This window comes from Halomonas sp. H10-9-1 (assembly GCF_040147005.1).
In the GTDB taxonomy this organism is placed as follows: domain Bacteria; phylum Pseudomonadota; class Gammaproteobacteria; order Pseudomonadales; family Halomonadaceae; genus Halomonas.
In genome coordinates this window covers 998,733-1,024,286 of sequence record NZ_JAMSHO010000001.1, presented here as the reverse complement: position 1 = coordinate 1,024,286, position 25,554 = coordinate 998,733, and the positions used below count along the sequence as shown (strand labels likewise).

Here is a 25,554-nt window from a genome sequence, read left to right as displayed (position 1 = left end):
GAGGGCCAAGATGCCAGCGTTTCCCCTCTCCCCCGCCGTCGGCTGCCTGCTGGCAGTCGCGGCCGGCATCCTCACCACGCTTACCGCCTCGCCCTTCGAGCTCTGGTGGCTCGGCCCGCTGGCCGCGGGGCTAGTCTATCTCGGCATCCACGCCCTGACGCCCGCTCAGGCCGCCCTGCGCGGCTGGAGCTACGGCCTCGGGCTGTTTGGTTCCGGGGCCTCCTGGGTCTATGTATCGATCCATGACTACGGCTATACCGGCGTACCCCTGGCGCTGCTCCTCACCACGCTGTTCGTCGCGGGCCTGGCCCTCTTTCCCGCCGTGACCCTGTGGCTCTACCGCCGCCTCACCGGCCCACGCCTGGCCTGGCTCAGCTTCGCCGGGGCCTGGGTGGTTGGCGAGTGGCTGCGCAGCTGGCTGTTCACCGGATTTCCCTGGCTGCTGCTGGGCACCTCCCAGGTCGACTCGCCGCTGGCCCCCTGGGCCCCGCTGGGCGGCGTCTACCTGCTCTCGCTGATCACCGCGCTGACCGGCAGCCTGGGGGTCGAACTGCTGCGGCGCCGCGCCTGGGCCGCACTCCCCCTCGCCGCACTGTGGCTGGTGCCCCTGGCGCTGCCCACCCAGTGGACCAGCCCCGCCGGCGAGCCATTGCGGGTGGCGCTGCTGCAGGGCAACCTCGACCAGGCCATCAAGTGGACCGCCGAGGGCCAACGCGAGGCCGCCAACCGCTACAACGCGCTGACCCGAGCACACAGCGACAACGCCCCAGACCTGATCGTCTGGCCCGAGGCGGCCCTGCCGATGTTCGAACGCGAAGCGCGACCGATCCTCGAACGGGTACAGTCCAATCTCGCCCCCGGCACCGCCCTGCTCACCGGCATCCTGCAGAGAGATGGCGAGGGGCTCTACTACAACAGCGTGATCGGGCTGGGCGACGTGGAGGGCGAATATCGCAAGACGCGCCTGGTGCCCTTCGGCGAATACCTGCCTCTGGAGAGCCTGCTCGCCGATACCATCGCCTTCTTCGACCTGCCGATGCCAGCCATGACCCCGGGGCCGGAAGAGCAGGCGCCGCTCTTGGCCGCCGGCACCACCATCGGCAACGCCATCTGCTATGAGATCATCTATCCGGACCGGGTGGCCGCCCAGGCGCGCCACGCCGAGCTCTTGCTGACGGTCTCCAATGACACCTGGTTCGGACGCTCCATCGGCCCCCTGCAGCACCTGCAGATGGCCCGCCTGCGTGCCCTGGAGAACGGCCGCCAGGTGATCCGCGCCACCAGCAACGGCGTCACCGCCATCATCGATGAGCACGGCAATATCACCGCCCGGGCGCCCCAGTTCGAGATGGCCAGCCTCTCCGGCGAGGTAACCCCGATGCAGGGCCTCACCCCCTTCACCCGCACCGGCAGCTGGCCCGCCTGGCTGCTGGCCGCACTGATGGTGCTGCCGGGCCTGCGGCTGCGCCGTAAGCCGTAAGCCGTAAGCCGTAAGCTGGAAGCTGGAAGCCGGATATTTGGCGATACATTGGGAGCCCAACAAGAAGCGCCCAGCCGACTCATCGGCTGGGCGCTTCTACTTACAGCTTACAGCTTACAGCTTGTAGCTTTACGCTTCCGGCGAAGCCGGGGTTTCCCCCAGCACCTCGGGGATGGTCATCTTGACGTAGCGTCCCGGGGCCGGCTCGAGGATCTCCAGCTCACCGTCGCCGGGCTGGCGTGCCGGCACCATCTTCTCGGCATCGGCGTAGCCGTTCTCGGTCATCCACGCCTGCCAGTGCGGCCACCAGGAGCCCTCGTGCTGCTCGGCACCGGCCAGCCACTCCTCATGGGTCTCGGGCAACGAATCGTTGGTCCAGTAGCCGTACTTGTTCTTGTGCGGCGGATTGACCACCCCGGCGATATGTCCCGATCCACCCAGCACAAAGGTCACCGGCCCCTTGGGCAGCAGCGCCCCATAGTAGGTGCTGTTCCACTTGGCGATATGGTCCTCCCGGGTCGAGAGGAAGTAGCTGGGCGTGGAGATCTTGCGTAGATCGATCTTGACCCCGTCGAGCTCGATGCCACCGGGCTCGACCAGCTTGTTCTCCATATACATGTGGCGCAGGTACCAGCCGTGGGTTGCCGCCGGCAGGTTGGTGCCGTCGGTGTTCCAGTAGAGCAGGTCGAAGGGCGCCGGCACATCGCCCTTCAGGTAGTTGCTGATATAGAAGGACCAGAAGAGATCGTTCTCGCGCAGCAGGTTGAAGCTGAAGGCCATCACGCGGCCATCCAGATAGCCGTCACGCTCCATCTTCGCCTCGATGCCCTCAAGCACCGGCTCGCTGAGGAAGGTGCCGATCTCGCCCGGGTCGCGGAAGTCCTGCAACGTCGTCATGTAGGTCGCCGACTTGATCCGACGTCCACGGCGAGTGCTGGTGAGATAGGCCACGGTGGAGGCCGCCAGGGTACCGCCGACGCAGTAGCTGAGCAGGTTGACCGACTTCTCGCCGGTGGCCCGCTCGATCGCCTCGCTGGCGGCGATGGGCCCCAACTGCATGTAGTCTGCCCAGGTCAGGTCCCGCTGGGCCGGGCCCGGGTTGCGCCAGGAGATCAAGAAGACGCTATGCCCCTGACCGACCAGCCACTTGACGAGGGAGTTGTCCTCGCGCAGGTCGAGGATGTAGTACTTGTTGATCCAGGGCGGCATGACCAGCAGCGGCGTCTTGTAGACCTGCTCGGTGGTGGGGGCATACTGGATCAGCTGGATCAGCTCGTTCTCATAGACCACCGAGCCAGGCGTCACGGCGATATTCTTGCCCACCTCGAAGGCGCTGCGATCGGTCATGGTGACATTGAGCCCCTCGGCGGAGTTGCTCAGGTCCTCGCGCAGCCGGGCCAGGCCATCGACCAGGTTCTGGCCCCGGGTCTCCAACGTCTTGCGCATCACCTCGGGATTGGTGGCCACGAAGTTGGTGGGCGACATGGCATTGACCATCTGGCGAGCATAGAACCCCAGCCGGCTCTTCTGCTCGGCGGGCAGGTCCAGGCCACCGACCAGCTCCTCGACCAGACGCGAGAAGAGCAGATACTGCTGCATGATCGCCAGATAGTGAGGGTCGCTGGTCCAGGCCTCATCCTTGAACCGACGATCCCCCTTGCTCGGCGTTACCAGCGGCTCGACCTGCTCGCCCGCCATGGCCCGCAGCCCGTTCTGCCACAACTGGACCTGATCCTGCATCAGTCGCGCCTGGGTCTGCCAGAGCTGGGACGGATTGCCCATCAGCGACTCGGCCGCCGCCTGGAAGCTCTCCCGCATGTCCCCATAGACCGAATCGGCGGCATCGCTGGGCACCATGCGCTCCAGCAGATCGCCCATCAGGTGACGATACTCCTCGCCGATCTGCTGGAGCTGTGCATTCCACGCCTCCAGCTCGGCCTGTGTCGGTGCTTGAACCCCTGGCTGCATTGAACTCTCCTGGCCCGTCGGCCACGTCATGCCGACATCAGATAACATGCTCCGCCACCCTCACACGGAGGGCGGCGGATTGGACAGCGACTCCGCAAGGAGCCCAGTTGTGCTATGTGACAGCGTCTGGCTAACGGCCTCAGCTCTTGCTGGAGCCGCTGCGTGATGAACTCGCCTTGGCCGTCCCGCTGCTGCCCGCAGCGGACGCCTGCTTGGCAGCCTCTCCCATGGCCTTGGCCTGCTCGCTAAAGAGCGTCTCCATCTCGGCCTTGAACTCCAGGCTCATCTCGGAGAGCGCCTTGGCATCCGCCATCATCTGCTGGGAGAGCTCGTTCATCATCTCGGCCTGGCGGGTACCGAAATCACGCAGGCTATCGGCATCCTGAACGTCGCTGGCATCCCGCATGCGCTCGGTGCCCATCTGGCTGTAGCGCTTCAACGACTCCATCTGGTACTGGGAGAGCTTCTCCATGTTGTTCAACATCAGGGAGTTGAGCTTGCGCATCGGCTCGAAGAGCTGACGGGTCTGCTCGTTGAAGTTCTCGATCATCTTGTCTTGCATGGGTCGTCCTCCTGAACGGTGGTCAATGGTGGGTGGGCGGCCCGCCCACCATGCTGCACTGCACAAAGAGTAGTCTGACACCGCCCTCGTTGCAAGATCATGGCAGCGAGACGATGAAGGGCGACTCGTCGCCGTCAGCCCTCGCGCTTGGCCCGCGAGCGGGCACTGGAGGTCGAGGTGCTGGTCTTGCCGCGGCTGGAGGCCTTGCCACTACCCGAGCCGGAAGTGCCTGTTGCCTTCGAGCCGGACTCGCCCTTGCCCTCGGCTTCCGATGGCCTGGCCTGGCCGGCCTGCTTGAGCATGTCGAGCATCATCTGCTGGTAGGTGCCGAAGCTGGAGAGCCCCTGGGACAGGCCCTGGGTGAGCCCTTGGGTCATGCCCTGTCCCATGCCGGCCTGCTGCAGGAAGGGCTGCATCAGGCTCATCGGGTCGTACCCCTCGACTCCGGACTCCATCTGCTTCTGGATCCGGTCCAGCAGGTCCTTCTGGAAAGCCGCCACATCCGGCAGGCCCAGCGCCTGGCGGAACTCGTCGGGAGTGAGGTCAAACTCGACATTGATCTTCATATTTCAAGCCCTGTCCGTTGGTCTGTCCCGCAGTGTAGCAGACCCTGCGGGCCGGCCCTCAACGGCATGGCCCCTGCGCCATACCCATGGCGTCACGACACTCAGCGCAGCACCGGCGTGGCCACGCTCACCTCGGCGTTCTGGGCGCGGTGGCGCAGCAGGTGATCCATCAGGGTCAACGCCATCATCGCCTCGGCGATGGGGGTGGCACGGACCCCCACGCAGGGGTCGTGACGCCCCTTGGTGACCACCTCGACCGGGGCGCCGTGGACGTCGATGCTGCGCCCCGGGATGGTGATGCTCGACGTCGGCTTGAGCGCCAGGTGGGCGATGATCGCCTGGCCGCTGGAGATCCCCCCCAGCACCCCTCCGGCGTGGTTGGAGAGGAACCCCTCGGGGGTCATCTCGTCGCGGTGCTCGCTGCCGCGGCTGGCCACGGCGGCGAAGCCGTCGCCGATCTCCACCCCTTTCACCGCATTGATGCTCATCAGGCCATGGGCCAGCTCGGCGTCCAGGCGGTCGAACACCGGCTCGCCGAGGCCCGGGGGCACGCCCTCGGCCACCACGGTGATCTTCGCGCCCACCGAGTCCTGGTCCCGGCGCAGCTGGTCCATGTAGGCCTCGAGCTCGGCAACGCGCGTCGGGTCGGGGCAGAAGAAGGGGTTCTGGGCCACCGCCTCCCAGCTACGAAAATCGATCTCGATCGGCCCCAACTGGCTCATATAGCCACGCACGCTAATCCCCTGGGCAGCCAGGTACTGCTTGGCGATGGCCCCGGCCGCCACCCGCATGGCGGTCTCCCGGGCGCTGGAGCGACCGCCCCCGCGGTAGTCACGGATACCGTACTTGTGGTGATAACTGTAGTCGGCGTGGGCGGGGCGGAACTGATCCTTGATCTTGGAGTAGTCCTTGGAGCGCTGGTCGGTATTCTCGATCAACAGGCCAATGGAGGTGCCGGTGGTCAGCCCCTCGAAGACCCCGGAGAGGATCCGCACCCGGTCGGGCTCCCGGCGCTGGGTGGTGTGGCGCGAGGTTCCCGGCCGACGTCGATCGAGGTCGCGCTGCAGGATCTCCTCGCTGAGCGGCAGTCCCGGCGGACAACCATCGACGATGGCGCCCAGCGCCGGGCCATGGCTCTCGCCGAAGGTGGTGACGGTAAACAGCTTGCCGAAGGTGTTGCCGGACATAGGCGCTCCTCGAGGAATCGGGGTCGGTGAATTCAGACGAAGGACGCCGCATGAGCGTCGAGTTCATCGGCGGTGAGGGCGAACACCCCCTGGCCACCGCGCTCGAAGTCGAGCCACAGGAAGGGCACCTCCGGGAAGGCGGCCTCCAGGTGGTGGTCGGAGTTGCCCACCTCGACGACCAGCACGCCGCGGTCGGTCAGGTGCTCGCGAGCCTCGCGCAGGATACGCCGCACGATGTCCAGGCCATCGGCGCCGGCGCCCAGCGCCAGGGCGGGCTCGTGGCGGAACTCGGCGGGCATGCAGGCGAGGTCGCGGGCATTCACGTAGGGCGGGTTGGAGACGATCAGGTCATAGCGGCCGGGCAGCGCCTCGAAGAGGTCCGAAAGCACCGCACGCACCCGCGCACCGACATCGTGGCGACTGATGTTCTGGCGGGTCACCGCCAGCGCCTCCTGGCTGATATCGGCGAGATCCACCGTGCAGGTGGGCAGGTGCAGTGCCGTGGCGATGCCGATGCAGCCGGAACCGGCGCACAGGTCGAGTACCCCCTCTGGCGGCTCCTCGGGAAACCAGGCGGCAAAGCCCGTCTCCACCAGCTCGGCGATGGGCGAACGCGGGATCAGCACCCGCTCGTCGACAGCGAAGGGCAGGCCGGCGAACCACGCCTCGCCGAGCAGGTAGGGCAGCGGACGCCGGCTGGTGATCCGCTCCCGCACCAGGGCGACGATGCGGCGGCGCTCCATGGGCAACAGGCGGGCATCGAGCACCGCGGGGTCGACGTTCCAGGGCAGATGCAGCGCGCCCAGGACCAGGGCCACCGCCTCATCCCAGGGCGAGTCGCTGCCATGCCCGTGGAACAGGCCGGCCAGGTGAAACTCGCTGGCCGCCCAGCGCAGGTAGTCACGCAGGGTGACCAGTTCAGCGGCGAGCCGGTCGTCGGCAAGGGTAAGCGTGGAGGTCGCGTGCGGGGCGTGCTGATCGGCCAAGGGAGCACCTGAGCGTCAAGATGTGGGGAGAGTGATTGTAACCCGGCCCGCCGGTTCACAGCCACGCCGCGCCGGGTATACTGGTCGCCTGCACGCCAACCGACAGCGCCCCATGAGCCCTGCCCCATGAGCAAAAATCGCCACCGCCCGGATGATGACGAGATCAGCGCCTTCCGTCAGGCCCTGCGCCAGGCCGGGGTAAGGCCGATCACGCGAAACCGCGCCGACCCGGGACGCCCGCAACGCGAGGACCCGTCCGCCGCGGCGCGCCGGGCCGCCGCCCAGGCGGCGGGTGACGACAGCGCCAGGGGACGCACCTCCGACGGCCGCGTGGAGGCGGTGCGCCCCACGGAATACCTCGACTTCGCCCTGCCCGACCTGCCATGGCGCACCCGCAGCCGCCTCAAGCGCGGCGAGATGGCCTGGGAGGCGGGGCTCGACCTGCACGGCTACACCCTGGAGGAGGCGCGCGAGGAGCTGGAGGGGTTCCTGCGCGATGCCGCCGCGCAGCGACGCCGCTGCCTGCTGGTGGTGCATGGCAAGGCCTGGGGCGTGGACGGCAACTACCCGGTGCTCAAGAGCCACGTCAACGCCTGGCTGCGCGAGTGGCCTGGCGTGCTGGCATTCTGCTCGGCGGTAGAGGCCGAAGGCGGAACCGGCGCCGTCTACGTGCTGCTGCGCCGCCGCGAAGGCTAACCAACACTCCCCCCCGCCGGCGCCTCGCCTACTCCGCATCGCTCTCCGCATCGTCCTCCGCGTCGTCGGGAGCCACCGGATCGACCACGATGCTGCGGCCGCCCTGCCTCGGATAACGGTGCCCCTCGAAGCGGTCCAGCGCCTCCGACGCCAGCTGGCGCCCGAGCACGATCAGCGCCTCGGCACGGTGAAACTCGTAGGCGCCACACACCGTCTTGGGCACCTCGATCAGCACGTCTGGCGGATAGCCCGCCACCTTGTACTTGGCCAGCGCCGCCTGCGTGATGTCGAAGGAGGCCAGCATGGTGTCCAGGCGCCCCCACTGGCGGCGCCGACTGCTGGCCTCATCCTGGGCTAGCGTACGCCCCGCGTCGGCCTCTCGCCCCGCGGTGCCCAGGCCGTCGACCCAGCGGCTGGCGGCGCTGCGCACCTCCTCGACCCAGCTGCTGAAGTCGACCCCCGAGGCGTCGCGAGCCGCCTCACGCTCGCGTTCCTCTCGCGCCGCCTCCGGCGGCAGCAGCTCTTCCAGGGTCACCGGGCGCGAACTGTGGGCGGTAGCGTTGACCGCCATCACCAGGTCGGCACGGGCCGACACGGTAGGGATGATCGGCAGCGGATTGAGCAGGCCACCGTCCACCAGCACCTGCTCGCCGCGATGCACCGGGGTGATCACACCGGGCACGGCGATGGAGGCGCGGATCGCCTCCAGCAGCGGACCGCTCTGGAACCACACCTCGCGCTGGCGTTTCAGGTCGGTGGCCACGGTGGTCACCGGTATCGCCAGATCCTCGATGCGCGCGTCTCCCACCAGGCTCTCCAGCTTGGCCATCACCTTGTTGGCCTTCATCGCCCCCATCGGGCTCCAGGTGACGTCGACCAGGCGCAGCACATCGAAATAGTCGAGCTGGCATACCCAGTCACGATAGGCGGCCAACTGACCGGCGGCGTAGACTCCCCCGACCAGGGCGCCCATGGAACAGCCGGAAATCGCCACGATCCGGTAGCCGCGTCGCTCGAGCTCCTCGATCACGCCGATATGGGCGTAGCCGCGCGCGCCCCCGCTGCCCAGCACCAGCGCTACTCGCTTCCCCTCGGCAGTGGCTGTCGCCCCGTTGTTCATGCGCCTGCGCCCCCTCGTCTGTCCGGCTGGCCGATGTCGCGTGACGCCCACGCGCCGATGGCGTCGGCCACCGCCGCCACCGCGCCGGGTTCCAGATGGAGGTGGTGGCCACCCGGCAGCACCCGGCGCTCGAGTCCCGGCAGCGCATTGCGCGCCACCCGCGCCGCTGCCTTCTCGCCGAGTATGCCCGCCTCCCCTTCGATCAACAGCGCCGGGCACTCGATCCCCGCCAGGCAGGCCACGACCTGCTCGGGCGTCAACCTCACCGGCGAGGGGCGGACCAGGCGAGGATCGCTGCGCCAGCCCAGGTGCCCATCCGGCAGCGTCGCCAGGTTGCGAGCGACCACCGCGCGAATCGTCGCGGCATCCACCGCGGTCGCGCCCCCCTTGACCCGTGCCATCACGGCCTCCTCCTCGTCAGCATAGCGCGCACCGCGGGAGGGTAGGCGGCGATGTCCCAACAGGCCACGACGCAGCTGCTGGGGAGTCTCGTCGGCGGGGGTAGTCACTGAAGCCAGGCCATCGACCAGCGCCAGCCGTGCGACCCGCTCGGGCAGGGCAGCGGCGGTCAGGCAAGCGACCCCGGCGCCCATGGAGTGGGCCAGCAGGGTCGGCCGCGGGCTGCCCAGCGCCTCGGCGGCGTCGAGGACGTCGTCGCAGTAGTCCCAGATGGCATAGTCCCCCGGCGTGTGGGCAGAATGGCCGTGGCCTGAGAAGTCGATGGCGACAACCCGGATACCGAGGCGCTCGACCAGCAACGGCGCCAGACGCGCGAAGCTCGCCGCGTTGTCCAGCCAGCCGTGCAGCGCCAACCACAGCGGGGCGCCCTCCTCGCCCCAGGCCAGCGCCGCCAGGCGTCCTTCGGCCAGGCGCAGGGGCTGCGGCGCGCTCAAGATGCCTCTCCGAGCAGCTCATCCAACACAGCCAGCAGGCCCTGGCGTACCGCATCGGGGTGCTCCATGGGGAACATGTGTGTACCGGGCACCGTGCGCACCGGTACCCCATGGCGCCGCAGGCGACGGCAGCGACGCGGCGTCAACAGGTCGGAGTCCTCACCGGCCAGCACCGCGTGGGGCACCCGCAGCCGGCGCGGCAGATCCCCCAGGTGGTCCGGCAAGTGACGGAAGATCTCCACCTCGATATCCGGGTCGTAGAGCAGCACGGCCTGGCCGTCGTCGAGCAGCCGGGTGCCGCCCTCGATGTAGTCTTCCAGGGCCTGCTCGGTAAAGCGGCGAAACAGCCCACGCTGGCGCAGGTAGTGGCGCATCGCCTGGCGATCCGGCCAGGTGGTGCGCCGCCCCAGGCTCTTGCCGGCGGGGGTGACGCGATCCGCCAGGCCCAGTTGCTTGGCGACCTTCATCCCCCAGGCATCCATGCCCAGCATCAGCGGCGGGTCGAGCATCACCACGCAGCGGAAATGTGCCGGCGCCGCCTCGGCGGCCATGGCCATCAGCACGCCGCCCATGGAGTGGCCCACGCCGATCACCGGTGTATCGAGATTCTCCAGGGCGTGGAGCAGCTCGTCGCGCAGCGCCAGCCAGTTGTGCCCCACCGGAAAGTCGGAGTGATGGCCGAGCCGGTCCAGGGGATGCACATCGAAGCGCTCGCCCAGCGGCGCCAGGAAGCTGCGGTAGCTCTGCCCCGGGAAGCCATTGGCGTGGGCGAACAGCAGCGTGGAGCGGTCGGTCTCGGCGGGCGTCATCGGCGTTTCCTGATCCGGGGAGAAGCGCGGCGCAGGTAGGGCGCCTGGTGGTAGCAGGCTAACGGGATTACCATGTTTCGCCAAGTCACCCCAGCCCCGGAGCCTCCGTGAACGCCCGCAAGCCCCGCGATACCCGTACCCGCAACCGTCTGTTCTTCGCTACCGTGCTCGCCGCCGTGGTGGTCGGCTTCTGGCTGGTGCGCTGATGGAGGCCCTGGCGATCTTCCAGGCGACCCTGGAGATCACCCTGCCGGTCTTCGCCATGGTCTTCATCGGCCTGGGGCTCAAGCGCGCCCGCTGGATCGATGCGGCCTTCGTCACCACCGCCTCCCAGCTGGTGTTCAAGGCCACCCTGCCCACGCTGATCTTCTTGAGCATCACCCGCGCCGACCTCGAGGCCACCCTCAACCCGCGGATGCTCGGGGTGTTCGCCCTCGCCACCCTGGGCAGCTTCCTCCTCGCCTGGGCCTGGGCCCGGCTGCGCGTCCCCCTGGCCGACCGCGGCAGCTATATCCAGGGCGCCTTTCGCGGCAACTGCGGTATCGTCGGTCTGGCGCTGGCGGCGGGAATGTACGGCGACTACGGTCTCTCCGCCGGCGGCCTGCTGCTCGGCGTGGTGATCCTGACCTACAACGCCTTCTCGGTGATCGCCCTGGCCTACCATCAGGAGAAGGTCACGACCGACTGGCATCAGATGCTGATGCAGATCGTGCGCAACCCGCTGATCCTGGCGGTCGTCCTGGCCATGCCGGTGGCACTGTCGGGACTGAGTCTGCCCGACTGGGTGATCACCTCGGGGGAGTACTTCGCCTCCCTGACCCTGCCGCTGGCGCTGATCTGTGTCGGGGCCACCCTCTCCTTCAGCGCCCTCCAGGCGTCCGGGGCCGTGGCACTGAGCGCCAGCCTGATGAAGATGGTGACGATTCCCGTGCTTGCCACCACGGCGGCCTGGCTCGCCGGCTTCGAGGGGCGCGAGCTGGGGGTGATGTTCCTGTTCTTCGCCAGTCCCACCGCGGCGGCGGCCTTCGTGATGGCCAAGGCGATGGGCGGCAATGCCGTGCTCACCGCCAACATCATCGCCCTGACCACCCTGATGGCCAGCGTCACCATCACCCTGGGCGTGTTCGGGCTACAGATAATCGGACTGATCTAGCGATGCCCCACATGACAGGCAGCCTCATCGCTCGGGACTGATCTGTCGGCAAGCGTTCTGCAAAGCCCCCCTGAACCTGGCTCAGCCGAGATCGGCAGGGGTGACAAACCTTGCCAGCCGCGCACACCCCGCTGCCCATACCTCGGCCTCGAGGGCCGCCACGCCGCCGGTGGGGAAGCCGAGGCCACGATCCGCCCTGCCCTCCACCAGCAGCCCGACGAGCGCCCCCACCAGCGGCATATGGCTGACCAGCACCAGCGGCCGACCCGCCGGCTGGGCGAGCAGCCAGTCGGCCACCGCCCGCGGCGCGTCATCCGGCGTGATCAGGGAGAGCGTCTCGGGTTCGCGCGCCAGCGCCTCGCCGACGAGCTGGGCGGTCTGCCGGGCGCGGTGGTAGGGGCTCGCCAGCAGGCGCGCCTCGCCCACCCCGTCCTGGCCGGCCAGCCAGGACGCCATGCGCCTCGCCTCTTCCCGGCCGTGGGCGGTGAGCTCGCGTCCGGGGTCCGGCGCCCCCGGGGCGGCCTCGCCGTGGCGCATGATCCAGAGCCGCTCAACCATGCCCGCCTCCCGCGTCGCCGGCGCGCTCACGATGGGCGCGCTGCACGTCCTCCCGCGCCAACACGAACTCCACGTCGCTGCTCTGCTCGCCCAGCATCAGCAGCCGCGCCATCTGCCCGGCCGGCACTCCCTGGAACAGCACCTGGTAGAGCCCCTCGGCCAGCGGCATGTAGATGCCCTCGGCACGGGCCTTGTCGCGCACCAGGCGCACGGTGTTGACCCCCTCGGCGACCTGGCCCAGGGCTTCCACCGCCTCGTCCAGGCCCTTGCCCTCGCCCAGGGCGTAGCCGACCCGGTAGTTGCGCGAAAGCCGCGATGAGCAGGTGACGATCAGATCGCCCACCCCGGCCAGCCCCAGGAAAGTCATGGGATTGGCACCCTGGGAGACGGCGAAGCGGCTCATCTCGGCCAGCGCCCGGGTCATCAGCATGCTGCGGGTGTTCTCGCCCATGCCCAGGGCCGCGGCCATGCCGGCGGCGATGGCGTAGATGTTCTTCAGCGCCCCGCCGAGCTCTACGCCGAAGCGGTCGTTGCTGGCATAGACCCGGAAGTAGTCACAGCCGAGTGCCGTCTGCACCCGGGTGCGGGTCTCGGGGTCGTCGCTGGCGATCACCGTGGCGGTGAGCTGCTTGTCGGCCACCTCGGAGGCGAGGTTGGGCCCGGAGATCACGCCGATATGGGCGAAGCCGGTCTCCTCCTCGAGGATCTGGCTCATCAGCTTGAAGCCGTTTTCCTGAATGCCCTTGGTGGTGCTGACGAGTATCTGGTCGGGAGTCAGCCAGGGGCGTGCCCGACGCACCACGTCGCCAAACGCCTTGGAGGGGATCGCCACCAGCACCAGGCCGGCACCGGGCAACACCTCGGCCATGTCGGTGGAGGCCACCACCGCCGGGTTGATGGCGTAGTCGGGCAGGTAGCGTCCGTTGACGTGCTCGCGGTTGATCTGCTCGGCCAGCGCCGGGTCGCGCAGCCACTGGCGCACCTCGGCACCGTTGTCGGCGGCGATGCTGGCCAGGGCGGTGCCGAAGCTGCCACCGCCCAGCACCGCCACCCGCATGCGTTCCTCTGCCATGATGAACCCCGCAGGAGATGGTTGGATGAATGTGGGGATTGTAGCGAAAAAGACGCCCGGACCGTGACCGGCCCGGGCGTCCCGGAGTACGGCCCCGGACGGGGCCGCGATTGACGAGGGCGTCAGTCGACCAGCGGCAGCAGGTCGTCGATGCTCTTGCGCGCGTCGCCATAGAACATCCGGGTGTTCTCCTTGAAGAACAGCGGGTTCTCGATACCGGAGTAGCCGGTACCCTGGCCACGCTTGCTGACGAACACCTGCTTGGCCTCCCACACCTTCAGCACCGGCATGCCGGCGATGGGGCTGTTGGGATCCTCTTCGGCGGCCGGGTTGACGATATCGTTGGAGCCGATGACGATCACCACGTCGGTGGTGGGGAAGTCATCGTTGATCTCGTCCATCTCCAGCACGATGTCATAGGGCACCTTGGCCTCGGCCAGCAGCACGTTCATGTGCCCGGGCAGGCGGCCCGCCACCGGATGGATACCGAAGCGCACATTCTTGCCCGCGGCGCGCAGCTTGCGGGTCAGCTCGCTCACCGCATTCTGGGCCTGGGCGACGGCCATGCCGTAGCCCGGCACGATGATCACGCTGTCGGCATCGTTCAGCGCGCTGGCCACGCCAGCCGCGTCGATGGCGACCTGCTCGCCCTCGATCTCCGCCGCCGGGCCCTGGGCGCCGCCGAAGCCACCGAGGATGACGTTGAGGAAGTTGCGGTTCATCGCCTTGCACATGATGTACGACAGGATGGCACCCGAGGAGCCCACCAAGGCACCGGTCACGATCAGCAGGTCGTTGGAGAGCGTGAAGCCGATGGCCGCCGCGGCCCAGCCGGAGTAGCTGTTGAGCATCGACACCACCACCGGCATGTCGGCGCCGCCGATGCCCATGATCAGGTGGTAGCCGATGAAGAACGCCAGGGCGGCGATCAGCAGCAGGGTCCAGAAGCCGGCACCATTGAGATAGAGGATGGCCAGCAGCAGCGACAGCGCCGCGGCGCCGGCGTTGAGCATATGCCCGCCGGGCAGCTGACGGGGCTTGCCGTCGATCTTGCCGGCCAGCTTGCCGAAGGCGATGATCGAGCCGGTGAAGGTCACCGCACCGATGAACACGCCCAGCACCACCTCGACCTGCAGGAACATCAGCTCGTCCGGCGCCTTGGTGGCCACCAGGCCGGCGAAGGCCGAGAACTGGTCGGTGCTCGCCTCGATGGCGCGTGCCGCCAGCACCCGGCGCCGCTCCAGGTCGGCGCTCCAGGCCACGAACACCGCGGCCAGGCCGACGAAGCTGTGCAGCGCCGCCACCAGCTGCGGCATCTCGGTCATATCGACCTTCTTGGCCACATAGATGCCGATGCCCGCGCCGATGATCATCATCGGGATCATCCAGCCATAGGCGCCGATACCCGGGCCGAAGGCGGTGAAGAACACCGCCACCGCCATGCCGACGATGCCGTACCACACCGCCCGCTTGGCCTTCTCCTGGTTACTCAGCCCCCCCAAGGAGAGGATGAACAGTACGCTTGCCGCGATCGCCGCGGCAGACACGAATCCTTGACTCAGCATGGGTTGTCTCCGCGGGTCACGATTTCTGGAACATGGCCAGCATCCGGCGTGTCACCAGGAAGCCGCCGACGATATTGATGGTGGCGACCAGCACCGAGATGGCCGCCATCAGCGTTACCAGCCCACTGCCCGAGCCGATCTGCAGGATAGCGCCCAGGATGATGATCCCGGAGATGGCATTGGTCACCGCCATCAACGGCGTATGCAGGGAGTGGCTGACCCCCCAGATCACCTGGAAGCCGACGAAGCAGGCCAGGGCGAAGACGATGAAGTGCTGCATGAAGGAGGCCGGGGCCACCTGGCCAAGCAGCAGCATCAGCGCGCCACCGACGCCCAGCAGCGTCACCTGGCGCTTGGTCTGGGCCTTGAAGGCGGCGTGCTCGGCGGCCCTCTTCTCCTCGGGGGTCGGCTCCTTCACCTTGGGCTTGGGCTTGGCCGCGGCGATGGCCTTCACCTTGGGCGGCGGCGGCGGGAAAGTGACCTCGCCCTGATGGGTCACCGTGGCACCGCGGATGACGTCGTCCTCCATGTCGTGGACGATCTGGCCATCCTTCTCCGGCGTCAGGTCGGTGAGCATGTGGCGAATATTGGTGGCGTAAAGCAGCGACGACTGGGTCGCCATGCGCGACGGGAAGTCGGTGTAGCCGACGACCGTCACACCGTTGTCGGTCACCACCTTCTCGTCGGGCACCGTGAGGTCACAGTTGCCGCCCTTCTCCGCGGCCAGGTCGATGATCACCGAGCCCGGCTTCATGGCCTGGACCATGTCCGCGAGCCACAGCTTGGGCGCGGGGCGGCCGGGGATCAGCGCCGTGGTGATGACGATATCGATATCCGGCGCCTGCTCGCGGAAGCACTCCATCTGCTTCTCGCGGAACTCGGGGCTGGAGGGGGCCGCATAGCCGCCGGTCTCGGCACCGTCCTGGCTCTCCTCGAAGTCCAGAAACAGGAACTCGGCGCCCATGGATTCGATCTGCTCGGCCACCTCGGGACGCACGTCGAAGGCGCGCACCACCGCCCCCAGACTGGTCGCGGTACCGATGGCGGCAAGACCCGCCACGCCGGCACCGACCACCAGCACCTTGGCCGGCGGCACCTTGCCGGCGGCGGTCACCTGGCCGGTGAAGAAGCGTCCGAAGTTGTTGCCCGCCTCGATCACCGCCCGGTAGCCGGCGATATTGGCCATGGACGACAGGGCATCCATCTTCTGGGCCCGCGAGATGCGCGGCACCATGTCCATGGCCACCACGGTGGCGCCTTGGGCACGACACTTCTCGAGCAGCGCCTCGTTCTGGGCCGGCCAGAAGAAACTGATCAGGGTCTGGCCCTGGCGCAGGCGCGCGGTCTCCGCTTCCTCGGGCTCACGGACCTTGATCACCACCTCGGCCTGGTTCCACAGCGCCTCGGCGCTCTCGACCACGCTGACGCCGGCATCGCGATAGGCCTGGTCGTCGAAGCCAGCGGCGACGCCGGCCCCGCTTTCAACCAGGCACTCATGTCCAAGCTTGTGGATGAACTTCGCGCTGTCAGGGGTCAGCGCGACGCGCGCCTCGCCCTTGGCGAGTTCCCTGGGTGCACCAATCTTCACGTTGGATCTCCCGGTTGGTTATTGAAATCATGCATAGGGCAGTCTTTTTATTCATACCTGACAATGCCGTATTGCACAACCGTCGACGTTGCGGCGGCGGCGATGAAAACGCAAGCAGTTTGGCGCGCCGGCGAGAAGAAAGGCATCGAGTTGACGTTAACGGCAAGGGCGCAAGAAGCCGCGTGATAGTCACGCACCGGCCGCCCCTAGGGGCGGCCGGTGGTTGTAAAGAGCGCCATGCGGCGATGGCGCTGGTGGAGGGGGAGTCAGGCGCTCAGCAGGGCGTTGAGGCGCTTGACGTAGGCGGCAGGCTCGTCGAGGTGCCCATCCTCGGCAATGATCGCCTGGTCAAGCAGGCAAGGCCACCAGAGGGTTGCCGTACATGGGGTCGTCTTTCTTAGACGCCAGCGCCTGGTCAAGATCAAGCCCCAGGGCCTTGGCCACACCGGCGCCATAGGCCGCGTCTGCGGCATGGCAGTTACGGATATGACGGAACTTGATGAACTGAGCGGCATCCCCCATGGCCCGTGCCGTGTTGTCGAACAGAGCCTGTTGCTGCTCAGCCGACATCAGATTGAACAGCTTGCCGGGCTGCTCAAAATAATTGTCATCATCTTCGTGAAAGCTCCAGTGTCTGGCTTCGCCTTTCAGCTTCAGGGGCGGCTCGGCGAATTCGGGCTGCCCTTGCCACTGCTGATGACTGTTGGGCTCGTAATGCGGCAAGCTGCCATAATTATCGTCAGCCCGACCTGTGCCATCACGCTGATTGCTGAATACCGGGCAGCGTGCCTGATTGACCGGCACCTGATAGTGATTGACACCCACCCGGTAGCGCTGCGCATCAGCATAATTGAAAAGACGGGCTTGTAGCATGCGATCTGGACTGGCGCCGATACCCGCCACCAGATTAGCTGGAGAAAATGCCGCCTGCTCAACATCCACGTGGTAGTTTTCCGGGTTGCGATTCAGCTCAAACTCGCCCACTTCAATCAGCGGATAATCCCCCTGGTACCAGACCTTGGTCAGGTCAAAGGGGTTATTGCGCATTTGATCCGCCTCCATCTCAGGCATGACCTGCACGTACATCTTCCATTTGGGGAAATCGCCACGCTCGATGGCATCATACAGGTCGCGCTGATGGCTTTCGCGATCGGTGCTGACGATATCAGCTGCCTCAGCGTCAGTCAGGGTATCAATACCCTGCTGCGTCCTGAAATGGAACTTGACCCAGAATCGCTCACCCTGGTCGTTCCAGAAGCTGTAGGTGTGTGAGCCGAAACCATGCATATGACGATAGCTACGCGGAATACCACGCTCACTCATGGTGATGGTCACCTGATGCAGCGCTTCGGGCAGCAGGGTCCAGAAGTCCCAGTTATTGTCGGCGCTTCGCATGTTGGTGCGCGGGTCACGCTTGACGGCCTTGTTCAGGTCAGGAAACTGACGCGGGTCACGCAGAAAGAATACCGGGGTGTTGTTACCCACCATGTCCCAGTTGCCTTCTTCTGTGTAAAACTTGAGCGCAAAACCACGAATATCGCGCTCAGCATCCGCCGCCCCCCGTTCCCCGGCTACCGTACTGAACCTCGCGAACATTTCAGTTTGCTTGCCGACTTCACTGAACAGCTTGGCTCGAGTGTACTGAGTGATGTCATTGGTGACAGTAAAAGTACCAAAGGCACCCGACCCCTTGGCGTGCATGCGACGCTCGGGGATGACTTCTCGTACGAAATTGGCCAGCTTTTCATTGAGCCAGTTATCCTGAGCAAGCAGTGGTCCACGTGGCCCGACTGTCAGACTGTCGCGGTTGGTAGGCACCGGCGCACCGGCATTCGTGGTGAGGTGTGTCACCGGACACTGTGCTTGTTTTCTTGAGTCGCTCATCGCTTGTCTCCGATTGATCTCAATGTTGTGTCTTTAATGTATTTCCTGCCACCCGGTCAGTCACGATAATCAAAAGCATCAAGACAATAAACATTAGCTATAGCGCCAACGGCTCCACGTCTCGTGCTCAGCACCATCTACCTTGTACTCAATACGCTTCGCTTTACAAGCCTTGCCCTCACAGGGGCGGGGTTGATATCGCAGTTGGTGTAAAACGCAGAACCCCGCCATTCTAGCGGGGTTCTGCAGGGATATTAGTCCAGGCCCGGCATGATTCAAGCGCTCAGCAGGGCGTTGAGGCGCTTGACGTAGGCGGCGGGGTCGTCGAGGTGCCCACCCTCGGCAATGATCGCCTGATCGAGCAGCACATGGGCCAAGTCGCTGAAGGTCGCGTCTTCGGTTGCCTCGAGGCGCGCCACCAGGGCGTGTTCGGGATTGAGCTCGAGGATCGGCTTGACCTCCGGCATGGCCTGGCCGGCGGCCTCCATGATGCGGCGCATCTGGAAGCCCATCTCATGCTCGGGCAGTACCACGCAGGCCGGCGAGTCGGTCAGGCGGTGGGTCACCTTGACCTCCTGGACGGCATCGCCCAGCGCCTCCTTGACGCGCTTGACCAGCGCCTCCTTGGCCTTGGCGGTCTCCTCCTTGGCCTGCTTCTCCTCCTCGTCCTCGATCTCGCCGAGGTCGAGTTCACCCTTGGCCACGTCGACGAAGGCCTTGCCCTCGAACTCCTGGAGATGGCTCATCAGCCACTCGTCGATGCGGTCGTGGAGCAGCAGCACCTCGATGCCCTTCTTGCGGAAGATCTCCAGGTGCGGGCTGTTCTTGGCCGCATTGAAGCCGTCGGCGACGATGTAGTAGATCTTCTCCTGGCCCTCCTTCATGCGCGAGACGACGTCGGCGAGCGACTGGTCCTGGGTGGCGCTGTCGGTATGGGTGGTGGAGAAGCGCAACAGGCCGGCGATCTTCTCGCGGTTGGCGAAGTCCTCCGCCGGGCCCTCCTTGAGCACGCTGCCGAAGGTGTTCCAGAAGGTCTGGTAGGCCTCGGGATCCTTGGCCAGCTTCTTGAGCATGTCCAGCGAGCGCTTGGTCAGGGCCGACTTGATCTTGTCGACCTGGGGATCCTGCTGCAGCAGCTCCCGGGAAACGTTGAGCGACAGGTCGCGGGTGTCCAGCACACCCTTGACGAAGCGCAGGTAGAGCGGCAGGAACTGCTCGGCGTCGTCCATGATGAACACACGCTGCACATAGAGCTTCACGCCCCGGGCGCCGTCGCGCTCATAGAGGTCGAAGGGCGCGCGGCCCGGCACGTAGAGCAGGCTTACGTACTCGAGCTTGCCCTCGACCTTGTTGTGGCTCCAGGTCAGCGGGTCGCTGAAGTCGTGGGCCACGTGCTTGTAGAACGCCTTGTATTCGTCGTCGGTGAGCTCGCTCTTGGGGCGCACCCACAGCGCGGTGGCCTCGTTGACGGTCTCCCAGGTGGTGGTCTCGCTGCCCTCGATCTCGTTGCCCTCTTCATCGTGGGCCTTCTCGACCCTGGGCATGCGTACCGGCACCTCGATATGGTCGGAGTACTTGCGCACCAGGCTCTGCAGGCGGAAGTCGTCGGCGAACTCCTGGGCATCGGCCTTGAGATGCAGCACGATCTCGGTGCCGTGAGCCTCGCGCTCGATATCGGCGACGGTGAACTCGCCCTCGCCCCGGGAGCGCCACTCGACGCCTTCGGCCTTGTCGCTACCCGCCTTGCGAGTGCGCACCGCGACCTCGTCGGCGACGATGAAGCCGGAGTAGAAGCCGACCCCGAACTGGCCGATCAGTCGCGCGTCCTTCTGCTGCTCGCCGGAGAGCTGCTTGAGGAACTCGGCGGTGCCACTGCGGGCGATGGTGCCGAGATTCGCGATCACCTCATCGCGGCTCATGCCGATGCCGCTGTCGCGCACGGTCACGGTGCCCGCCTCGGCGTCGTGCTCGATCTCGATGCGCAGCTCGCTGTCACCCTCATAGAGCGCGTCGTTGTCCAGCGCCTGATAACGCAGCTTGTCGCAGGCGTCGGCGGCGTTGGAGATCAGCTCGCGCAGGAAGATCTCCCGGTTCGAGTACAGGGAGTGGATCATCAGGTGCAGCAGCTGCTTGACCTCGGTCTGGAAGCCGAGGGTCTCTTCATGTTGCGTGGCGGTAGTCATGTCGCGTGAACCCCTTCATTTCGATATGCCGACGGTGGGCGGGCCACCGACTCGGAACTGGCAATCGATATGGGGCTGCATTGCCGCTTTTCAAGCCTCGGGTGGCTCACTCCCGGCGACCGCCGGGGTCTCCCAGCACGAAATGCAGCCGCGCGGTGGCCACCGGCGCTGCCTCATCCTTCTGCCAGGCGGTGACCGTGACATTGGCCAGGCGCCGCCCTTCGCGCAGCAGCGAGCAGTGGGCATAGGTGGGCACCAGACGCGCGGTACGCAGATAGTCGATGGAGATATCAACGATACGCGGCAGGCGCGGCTCCCGGGCAGCCAGCATCAGGTCCAGGGTCGCCGCGGTCTCCATGAAGGCGGCCACCACGCCGCCATGCAGTGCCGGCAGCATCACATTGCCGACATTGCCCGCACGGGGGTCGAGGCGGAACAGCAGGCCCTCGCCACGCGGGTCCGGTTGTGCCGAGACCCCGATACGCTGCGCATAGGGCATCAGCGCAAGCCACGCCGCCAGGTCACGGTCGTCACGGGTCCTCGCCAGCCACTCCACACCATGCACGCCTTCAGGCATGATCACCCTCCTCGGCAAACAGCGCTTCGGCAAACTCCGCGGGGGTGTTGCGCGGCCCCAGCCGCACGAAGTTGCCGACGGCCCGGGCCACGTCACCATGGTCCGATTGCCAGACCCGCCCCTCGGTGAACACCACCGAGGCGGTGACCCGCAGCGTGCGCGCCTCCACCAGCAGGTCCCGGCCGGCCAGCGCCGGGCGGAAGTGATCGACGCGCAGGTCCAGGGTCGGGCACACCTCGGGGGCGGGCAGCGCGGGCAACACCGCCGAGCCGCAGGCGGTATCCAGCAGCATGGTCAGTACCCCGCCATGGATCAGGCCACGGGCACTGTCGCCCAGCAGCTCCTCGTGCCAGGGCAAGCGCATGCGGGTCAAGCGTGGCGATGCCTCGAGTACCTCGAGGCCCAGTTCCTGGGTATGCGGAATCACGTTGACGAAACGGGTCAGGGCACGACGCCAGTCGGCACTGCCAGGGGATGAATCGACGTGCATGGCGCGGCTCGCTAGGGCGGTGGGCGGAGGTTCAGTGATCAAACGATCGTATCAGGCCCCGGCGGCGCCGTCTTCGCCCGAATCAACGCCGCCCTCCCGCCAGGCACGATAGGGCGCCAGGGCGGCGTCCACCCGGGTCAGCAGCCAACCGACGATCACCGCGTCGTCGAGCACGCCCACCAGCACCAGGAAGTCGGGGATCAGGTCCAGGGGCGAGACCAGATAGGCCAGTGCAGCGAGCATCCACAGGATGGCCGACCAGGGCACCGGGCGATAGCGCCCTCGAATGACGTCGGCGAGCATCGGTGCGAACAGCCGCAAGGCTCGGGTGATCCGACCGATCAGCCGGGAACGCCCGCGCAGCCGCGTCTTCAGATTTGCGCCCTTGCCCGCCATCGGCACCCTCCTCGCCACTCTTGTCGATCAGGACTCCACGATAGGCGATTCCCGCTCGCGGCGACAGTCTCGACGCGCTGTCGTGAGCGAGCGACACTATCCCCGAGTCCCCCCATCGGCGAGGATGGTGGTGTATACGAAAATCGACGCTGGAAGGTTCCCATGTCCCTGTGTTTCCCCGGCCCCTGGCGTACCCTGGCCGTCGCCACCCTGGCCTGCCTGCCACTGCTGGGCCAAGCGGATGACCGCAGCATGCGCGAGGCCCTGCAGGCCGCCCGCGCCGGCGACTGGCACAAGGTCGACGAGGCGGCTATTCATGACCACGAGCTGGCCGGTTACGTCGCCTATCACCGCCTGCGTGACCGCCTGCCCGATGTCGAGCCCCAGCGGGTACTGGCGTTCATCTCTCGCCACGCCGACTCCCCCCTCGCCGACTGGATACGCAACCAGGCCATCGACCGCTATGGCCAGGCCGAACGCCATGCCTACGTGCTGGAGGTCGCCGATGGTGAGCCAGAAAGCACCGCTCGACGCTGCTACTACTACACGGCCCTGCTCGGCCGCGAGCCGGCCACGGCCGCCGCCGGGGGCCGCGAGCTGTGGCGCGTCGGCCGTTCCCAGCCCACAGCCTGCGACACCCTCTTCGACACCCTGCGCAGCCGCGGCGAGATTGGTGAGCCGCAGGTCTGGGAGCGTCGGATGCTTGCCTGGCAGGCCGGCGAGAGCGGGCTGGCGAGCTATCTGGGACGCCAACTGGGCAGCCGCTGGCAATCCGCCCAGGATGCCATGGCCCGCGTTCAGAACGATTACGCCGCGATCACCCGGGTCCCGGAGTGCCTCGGCCCCGACTGCCGCGGCAGCGGCCCCTTCTTCGCGGCCGCCATGCACGGCTATGTGCGCGCCGATACCGAAGCGGCGCTGGGGGCCTGGCGCCAGCTCGCCCCGCGGCTGGAGCTCGATGCCGAGCACCGCCAGGCCATCCAGCGTGACCTGATCTTCTATTCGCTGGTGCGCGACGTGCGCGCCAATCGCGCCTGGGTCGACGCCGTCCTCCCCGATCTGCCGGATCCCGAGCTGCTCGAGCTTCGGGTGCGCAGCGCCCTGGCCGACCGCGACTGGCGAGGCGTCATCGACTGGGTCCAGCGCATGCCGGACGAGACCCGTCGCGACGAGCGCTGGCAATACTGGCTGGGGCGTGCCCACGAGCAGCTCGGCGACGAGGCCAGCGCCATGCGCGCCTATGTGGCCGCCGCCGAGGGACGAAGCTTCTTCGGCTTCTCTGCCGCCGATCGGCTGGGTCGCCCCTACGCCCTCAACATGGAGCGCAACGGCTTCGACAGCGCCTATCTCGAGCAGGTGTCCCGCTGGCCCGCGGTGAGGCGCACCGAGGCCCTGCTGCGCATCGACGAACCGGGACTCGCCGCCAGCGAGTGGTACGCAGCGGTGCGCCGCGCCGGCCCGCGGGACGCCCGCGCGCTGGGCGATTACGCCCGCCAGCGCGGCTGGCATGCCAAGCTGGTGCAGACCACCATCGTCGGCCAGTTGTGGGACGCCCTCGAGTGGCGTTTCCCCGAGGCCTATCGCGACCATTTCCTGGAGTGGGGACGTCGGACCGGGGTCGATCCCTACCTGCTGATGGGCATCGCGCGGCGCGAGAGCGCCTACAACCCCGAGGCGGTATCGCCGGCCGGGGCCCGCGGACTGATGCAAGTGATGCCTGGCACCGCCACCCAACTGGCTCGCCAGTTGGGTATCGCCGACCCGGGCCCCTACGGCGTCCTCGACCCCCAGACCAACATTCGCCTGGGCAGCACCTATATCCGCGACATGCTCGAGCGCTACAGCGGCAACCGCCTGGCCGCCACGGCAGCCTACAACGCCGGCCCCGGCCGGGTGGATCGCTGGCTCACGCAGAGCGCTCCCCAGGAGTTCGACCTCTTCGTGGAGAGCATCCCCTTCCGCGAGACGCGCAACTACGTGCAGGCGGTGCTCACCTATCGGGCGATCTTCGACAGCCTGGCCAACGGCGGCAACAGCGAGGGCGTCTCGATGCTGACTCCCGCCGAGAAGCGAGTGCGCTATGACGGCTCGCTGCTGGCCCGCCAGTAAGCCGCAAGCCGCAAGCCGTAAGCCGTAAGCCAGGGTGTAGCCACCAGGGCTTGCGGCTAAGGTTTCCTTACAGCGTAAAGCTTATCGCTTACAGCTCCGGACGCAGTCCGGCTCAGCCGGGTGAGCGCTCGAGCGCCAGCCTGACGCCGAAGGCAATCAGCACCACCCCGGTCAGCCCGTTGAGCCAACGCGCGAAGGCGGGGCTGGCCAGCAGCCGCCCAGCCCCGCCCACCATCAGCGCCACCCCCACCTGCCAGATATTGGCGATCACGAAGTGCACCCCGGCCAGAAAAAGCGACTTGGCCAGCGCCGGATCCCCGGGCGCGATGAACTGCGGCAGGAAGGCCATGTAGAAGACCACGGTCTTGGGGTTGAGCACGTTGGAGAGCAGCCCCTCGCGCAAGGGCTTCCAGGCGGGCAACGCACGGCGCTCGCTGTTCACCCCGGCCACCGGCAGGCCCCGGCCGCGGCGGGCCGCCAACAGGGCCTGAACCCCCAACCAGATCAGGTAGGCGGCGCCGGCCAGCTTGAGCAACCCGAAGGCCCAGGCCGACTGCAGCAGGATCAACGAGATGCCCAGGGCCGAGACGGCGGCATGCACGAAGAGCCCGCAGCAGATCGCCAGGCTGGTCAGCACCCCATCTCGCACCCCGCCCCGGGCGGTGTTGCGGATCACCAGCAGGGTATCGACCCCCGGGGTGACCGAGAGCAGGGTGATGGCCACCAGGAAGGGCCAGAACTGGGCGTCGATCAGCATACCGCCTGATCTAGGCCGCGCGGCGTGCGTGGCGCATCGAGATCTGGTCGTTGAGGGTCCAGAAATCGTAGAGCACGCCCAGTCCCAGCAGACCGAAGGTCAGCAGGTAGAGTAGTCCGGTCAACCACTTGCCCTGATAGAAGCGGTGCAGGCCGAACACCCCGAGGAAGGTCAGCAACAGCCAGGCCAGGGAGTAGTTGATCGGCCCCGAGGTGAAGCGCAGGTCCGCCTGGCGATCCATGGACGGAATCAGGAAGAGGTCGATCAGCCAGCCGATCCCCAGCAGGCCGAGGGTAAAGAACCAGATGGTGCCGGTCACCGGCTTGCCGTAGTAGAAGCGGTGGGCACCGAGGAAGCCGAACAGCCACAGCAGGTATCCGAGCAGCATGCTGTGGGTATCGCGAGAGGAGAGAGGCGTGGCAGTCATGATGATCTCGAGTGAGGTAGGAACAGTAGCGCCGAGCGCGCTGGACGCCTAGGGGGTTTCCAACTAGAGTGATCTTGTGGGCTCGACATAGTCTCCCTGCGTCACACAGCGTGCGCAAGTCTTGTCGGGGCACCGCAATCGATGCACTGGCAGGCGAGCGGTCGCCATGACCTTCCCCGCCGTGCACCGCGGCAAGAGTGCGATCCACGCGCTTGCGCCGGCAACACTATCCGTATGTTAAGGAAATTGATCAATGGCAACTGGCACTGTCAAGTGGTTCAACGACACCAAGGGCTACGGCTTCATCTCCCCGGACGACGGCGGCGATGACCTGTTCGCGCACTTCTCCGAGATTCAGGCTGAAGGCTTCAAGTCCCTGCAGGATGGCCAGAAGGTCACCTTCGAGGTGACCCAGGGCAAGAAGGGCCTTCAGGCCTCCAATATCCGCTCCGCCGACTGAGCGTACACTCGAGGAACGGCACTGCCGGACCAACGAGCAAGGCCCACCGCATGGTGGGCCTTCTTGTC

The 25,554-nt window shown here is 66.9% G+C and carries 24 protein-coding genes; 5 read left to right on the top strand and 19 right to left on the bottom strand.

The window, feature by feature from the left end; all coding sequences use genetic code 11:
- The first annotated feature begins 10 nt into the window (after nucleotides 1–10).
- Entirely contained in the window at nucleotides 11–1,480 is a 1,470-nt protein-coding gene (lnt, locus tag NFH66_RS04580) for an apolipoprotein N-acyltransferase (RefSeq protein ID WP_349608722.1), read from the top strand.
- Between the two features lie 129 nt (nucleotides 1,481–1,609).
- Here lnt and phaC read toward each other — a convergent pair whose 3' ends face one another.
- The 5 genes from phaC to prmB form a co-directional block, all read right to left on the bottom strand.
- Entirely contained in the window at nucleotides 1,610–3,448 is a 1,839-nt protein-coding gene (gene phaC, locus NFH66_RS04575) for a class I poly(R)-hydroxyalkanoic acid synthase (RefSeq protein WP_349608721.1), read from the bottom strand.
- 139 nt (nucleotides 3,449–3,587) lie between these two features.
- Entirely contained in the window at nucleotides 3,588–4,010 is a 423-nt protein-coding gene (locus NFH66_RS04570; RefSeq protein ID WP_349608720.1) for a phasin family protein, read from the bottom strand.
- A gap of 134 nt (nucleotides 4,011–4,144) precedes the next feature.
- Nucleotides 4,145–4,576: a hypothetical protein gene (locus NFH66_RS04565; protein WP_349608719.1), complete on the bottom strand. Its 432-nt coding sequence runs from the start codon at nucleotides 4,574–4,576 to the stop codon at nucleotides 4,145–4,147.
- Nucleotides 4,577–4,677: 101 nt separating this feature from the next.
- The gene (aroC, locus tag NFH66_RS04560; RefSeq protein WP_349608718.1) at nucleotides 4,678–5,763 is read right to left on the bottom strand and encodes a chorismate synthase; all 1,086 of its coding nucleotides are present in this window, start codon (nucleotides 5,761–5,763) and stop codon (nucleotides 4,678–4,680) included.
- 32 nt (nucleotides 5,764–5,795) lie between these two features.
- The gene (gene prmB, locus NFH66_RS04555; RefSeq protein WP_349608717.1) at nucleotides 5,796–6,749 is read right to left on the bottom strand and encodes a 50S ribosomal protein L3 N(5)-glutamine methyltransferase; all 954 of its coding nucleotides are present in this window, start codon (nucleotides 6,747–6,749) and stop codon (nucleotides 5,796–5,798) included.
- 126 nt (nucleotides 6,750–6,875) lie between these two features.
- Here prmB and NFH66_RS04550 point away from each other — a divergent pair, with 126 nt between their 5' ends.
- Complete coding sequence (locus NFH66_RS04550; protein WP_349608716.1) at nucleotides 6,876–7,445, top strand: Smr/MutS family protein; 570 nt, start codon at nucleotides 6,876–6,878, stop codon at nucleotides 7,443–7,445.
- A gap of 28 nt (nucleotides 7,446–7,473) precedes the next feature.
- Here the strand turns inward: NFH66_RS04550 and NFH66_RS04545 are convergent, their stop codons facing one another.
- Genes NFH66_RS04545 through NFH66_RS04535 form a run of 3 tightly spaced genes read right to left on the bottom strand, consistent with a single transcriptional unit; the run spans nucleotide 7,474 to nucleotide 10,267 of the window.
- Entirely contained in the window at nucleotides 7,474–8,565 is a 1,092-nt protein-coding gene (locus NFH66_RS04545; RefSeq protein WP_349608715.1) for a patatin-like phospholipase family protein, read from the bottom strand.
- Entirely contained in the window at nucleotides 8,562–9,458 is an 897-nt protein-coding gene (locus NFH66_RS04540) for an alpha/beta fold hydrolase (protein ID WP_349608714.1), read from the bottom strand. Before NFH66_RS04540 ends, NFH66_RS04545 begins: the two co-directional genes overlap by 4 nt.
- Nucleotides 9,455–10,267, bottom strand: a complete 813-nt coding sequence (locus tag NFH66_RS04535; protein WP_349608713.1) for an alpha/beta fold hydrolase — start codon at nucleotides 10,265–10,267, stop codon at nucleotides 9,455–9,457. Before NFH66_RS04535 ends, NFH66_RS04540 begins: the two co-directional genes overlap by 4 nt.
- Before the next feature lie 205 nt (nucleotides 10,268–10,472).
- Between NFH66_RS04535 and NFH66_RS04530 the strand changes: the two genes are divergently transcribed.
- A complete protein-coding gene (locus tag NFH66_RS04530) occupies nucleotides 10,473–11,420 on the top strand; it encodes an AEC family transporter (protein WP_349608712.1) in 948 nt (315 codons plus the stop codon).
- 81 nt (nucleotides 11,421–11,501) lie between these two features.
- Here the strand turns inward: NFH66_RS04530 and sixA are convergent, their stop codons facing one another.
- From sixA to NFH66_RS04485, 9 genes are all read right to left on the bottom strand, one after another.
- Complete coding sequence (gene sixA / locus NFH66_RS04525) at nucleotides 11,502–11,978, bottom strand: phosphohistidine phosphatase SixA (RefSeq protein ID WP_349608711.1); 477 nt, start codon at nucleotides 11,976–11,978, stop codon at nucleotides 11,502–11,504.
- The gene (locus NFH66_RS04520; protein ID WP_349608710.1) at nucleotides 11,971–13,050 is read right to left on the bottom strand and encodes an NAD(P)H-dependent glycerol-3-phosphate dehydrogenase; all 1,080 of its coding nucleotides are present in this window, start codon (nucleotides 13,048–13,050) and stop codon (nucleotides 11,971–11,973) included. Before NFH66_RS04520 ends, sixA begins: the two co-directional genes overlap by 8 nt.
- Before the next feature lie 122 nt (nucleotides 13,051–13,172).
- A complete protein-coding gene (locus tag NFH66_RS04515; protein WP_349608709.1) occupies nucleotides 13,173–14,615 on the bottom strand; it encodes an NAD(P)(+) transhydrogenase (Re/Si-specific) subunit beta in 1,443 nt (480 codons plus the stop codon).
- A 16-nt stretch (nucleotides 14,616–14,631) separates the two neighbouring features.
- Nucleotides 14,632–16,203, bottom strand: a complete 1,572-nt coding sequence (locus tag NFH66_RS04510) for a Re/Si-specific NAD(P)(+) transhydrogenase subunit alpha (protein ID WP_349608708.1) — start codon at nucleotides 16,201–16,203, stop codon at nucleotides 14,632–14,634.
- A 348-nt stretch (nucleotides 16,204–16,551) separates the two neighbouring features.
- Entirely contained in the window at nucleotides 16,552–18,087 is a 1,536-nt protein-coding gene (locus tag NFH66_RS04505; protein WP_349608706.1) for a catalase, read from the bottom strand.
- A gap of 275 nt (nucleotides 18,088–18,362) precedes the next feature.
- The gene (htpG, locus tag NFH66_RS04500) at nucleotides 18,363–20,270 is read right to left on the bottom strand and encodes a molecular chaperone HtpG (protein ID WP_349608704.1); all 1,908 of its coding nucleotides are present in this window, start codon (nucleotides 20,268–20,270) and stop codon (nucleotides 18,363–18,365) included.
- Nucleotides 20,271–20,376: 106 nt separating this feature from the next.
- A complete protein-coding gene (locus tag NFH66_RS04495) occupies nucleotides 20,377–20,847 on the bottom strand; it encodes a PaaI family thioesterase (protein ID WP_349608703.1) in 471 nt (156 codons plus the stop codon).
- Complete coding sequence (locus tag NFH66_RS04490) at nucleotides 20,840–21,337, bottom strand: PaaI family thioesterase (protein ID WP_349608702.1); 498 nt, start codon at nucleotides 21,335–21,337, stop codon at nucleotides 20,840–20,842. Before NFH66_RS04490 ends, NFH66_RS04495 begins: the two co-directional genes overlap by 8 nt.
- Before the next feature lie 51 nt (nucleotides 21,338–21,388).
- Nucleotides 21,389–21,733: a YkvA family protein gene (locus NFH66_RS04485; protein ID WP_349608700.1), complete on the bottom strand. Its 345-nt coding sequence runs from the start codon at nucleotides 21,731–21,733 to the stop codon at nucleotides 21,389–21,391.
- Nucleotides 21,734–21,895: 162 nt separating this feature from the next.
- On the opposite strand from NFH66_RS04485, the gene NFH66_RS04480 reads away from it, so the two are divergent.
- Nucleotides 21,896–23,842: a transglycosylase SLT domain-containing protein gene (locus NFH66_RS04480; protein WP_349608699.1), complete on the top strand. Its 1,947-nt coding sequence runs from the start codon at nucleotides 21,896–21,898 to the stop codon at nucleotides 23,840–23,842.
- A 112-nt stretch (nucleotides 23,843–23,954) separates the two neighbouring features.
- Here the strand turns inward: NFH66_RS04480 and NFH66_RS04475 are convergent, their stop codons facing one another.
- Entirely contained in the window at nucleotides 23,955–24,599 is a 645-nt protein-coding gene (locus NFH66_RS04475; RefSeq protein ID WP_349608698.1) for a LysE family translocator, read from the bottom strand.
- A 10-nt stretch (nucleotides 24,600–24,609) separates the two neighbouring features.
- Nucleotides 24,610–25,026, bottom strand: a complete 417-nt coding sequence (locus tag NFH66_RS04470) for a TM2 domain-containing protein (protein WP_349608697.1) — start codon at nucleotides 25,024–25,026, stop codon at nucleotides 24,610–24,612.
- A gap of 253 nt (nucleotides 25,027–25,279) precedes the next feature.
- On the opposite strand from NFH66_RS04470, the gene NFH66_RS04465 reads away from it, so the two are divergent.
- Nucleotides 25,280–25,486 (top strand): cold-shock protein, encoded by a 207-nt coding sequence (locus NFH66_RS04465; protein WP_349608696.1) that lies wholly within the window; start codon nucleotides 25,280–25,282, stop codon nucleotides 25,484–25,486.
- Nucleotides 25,487–25,554: the final 68 nt, after the last annotated feature.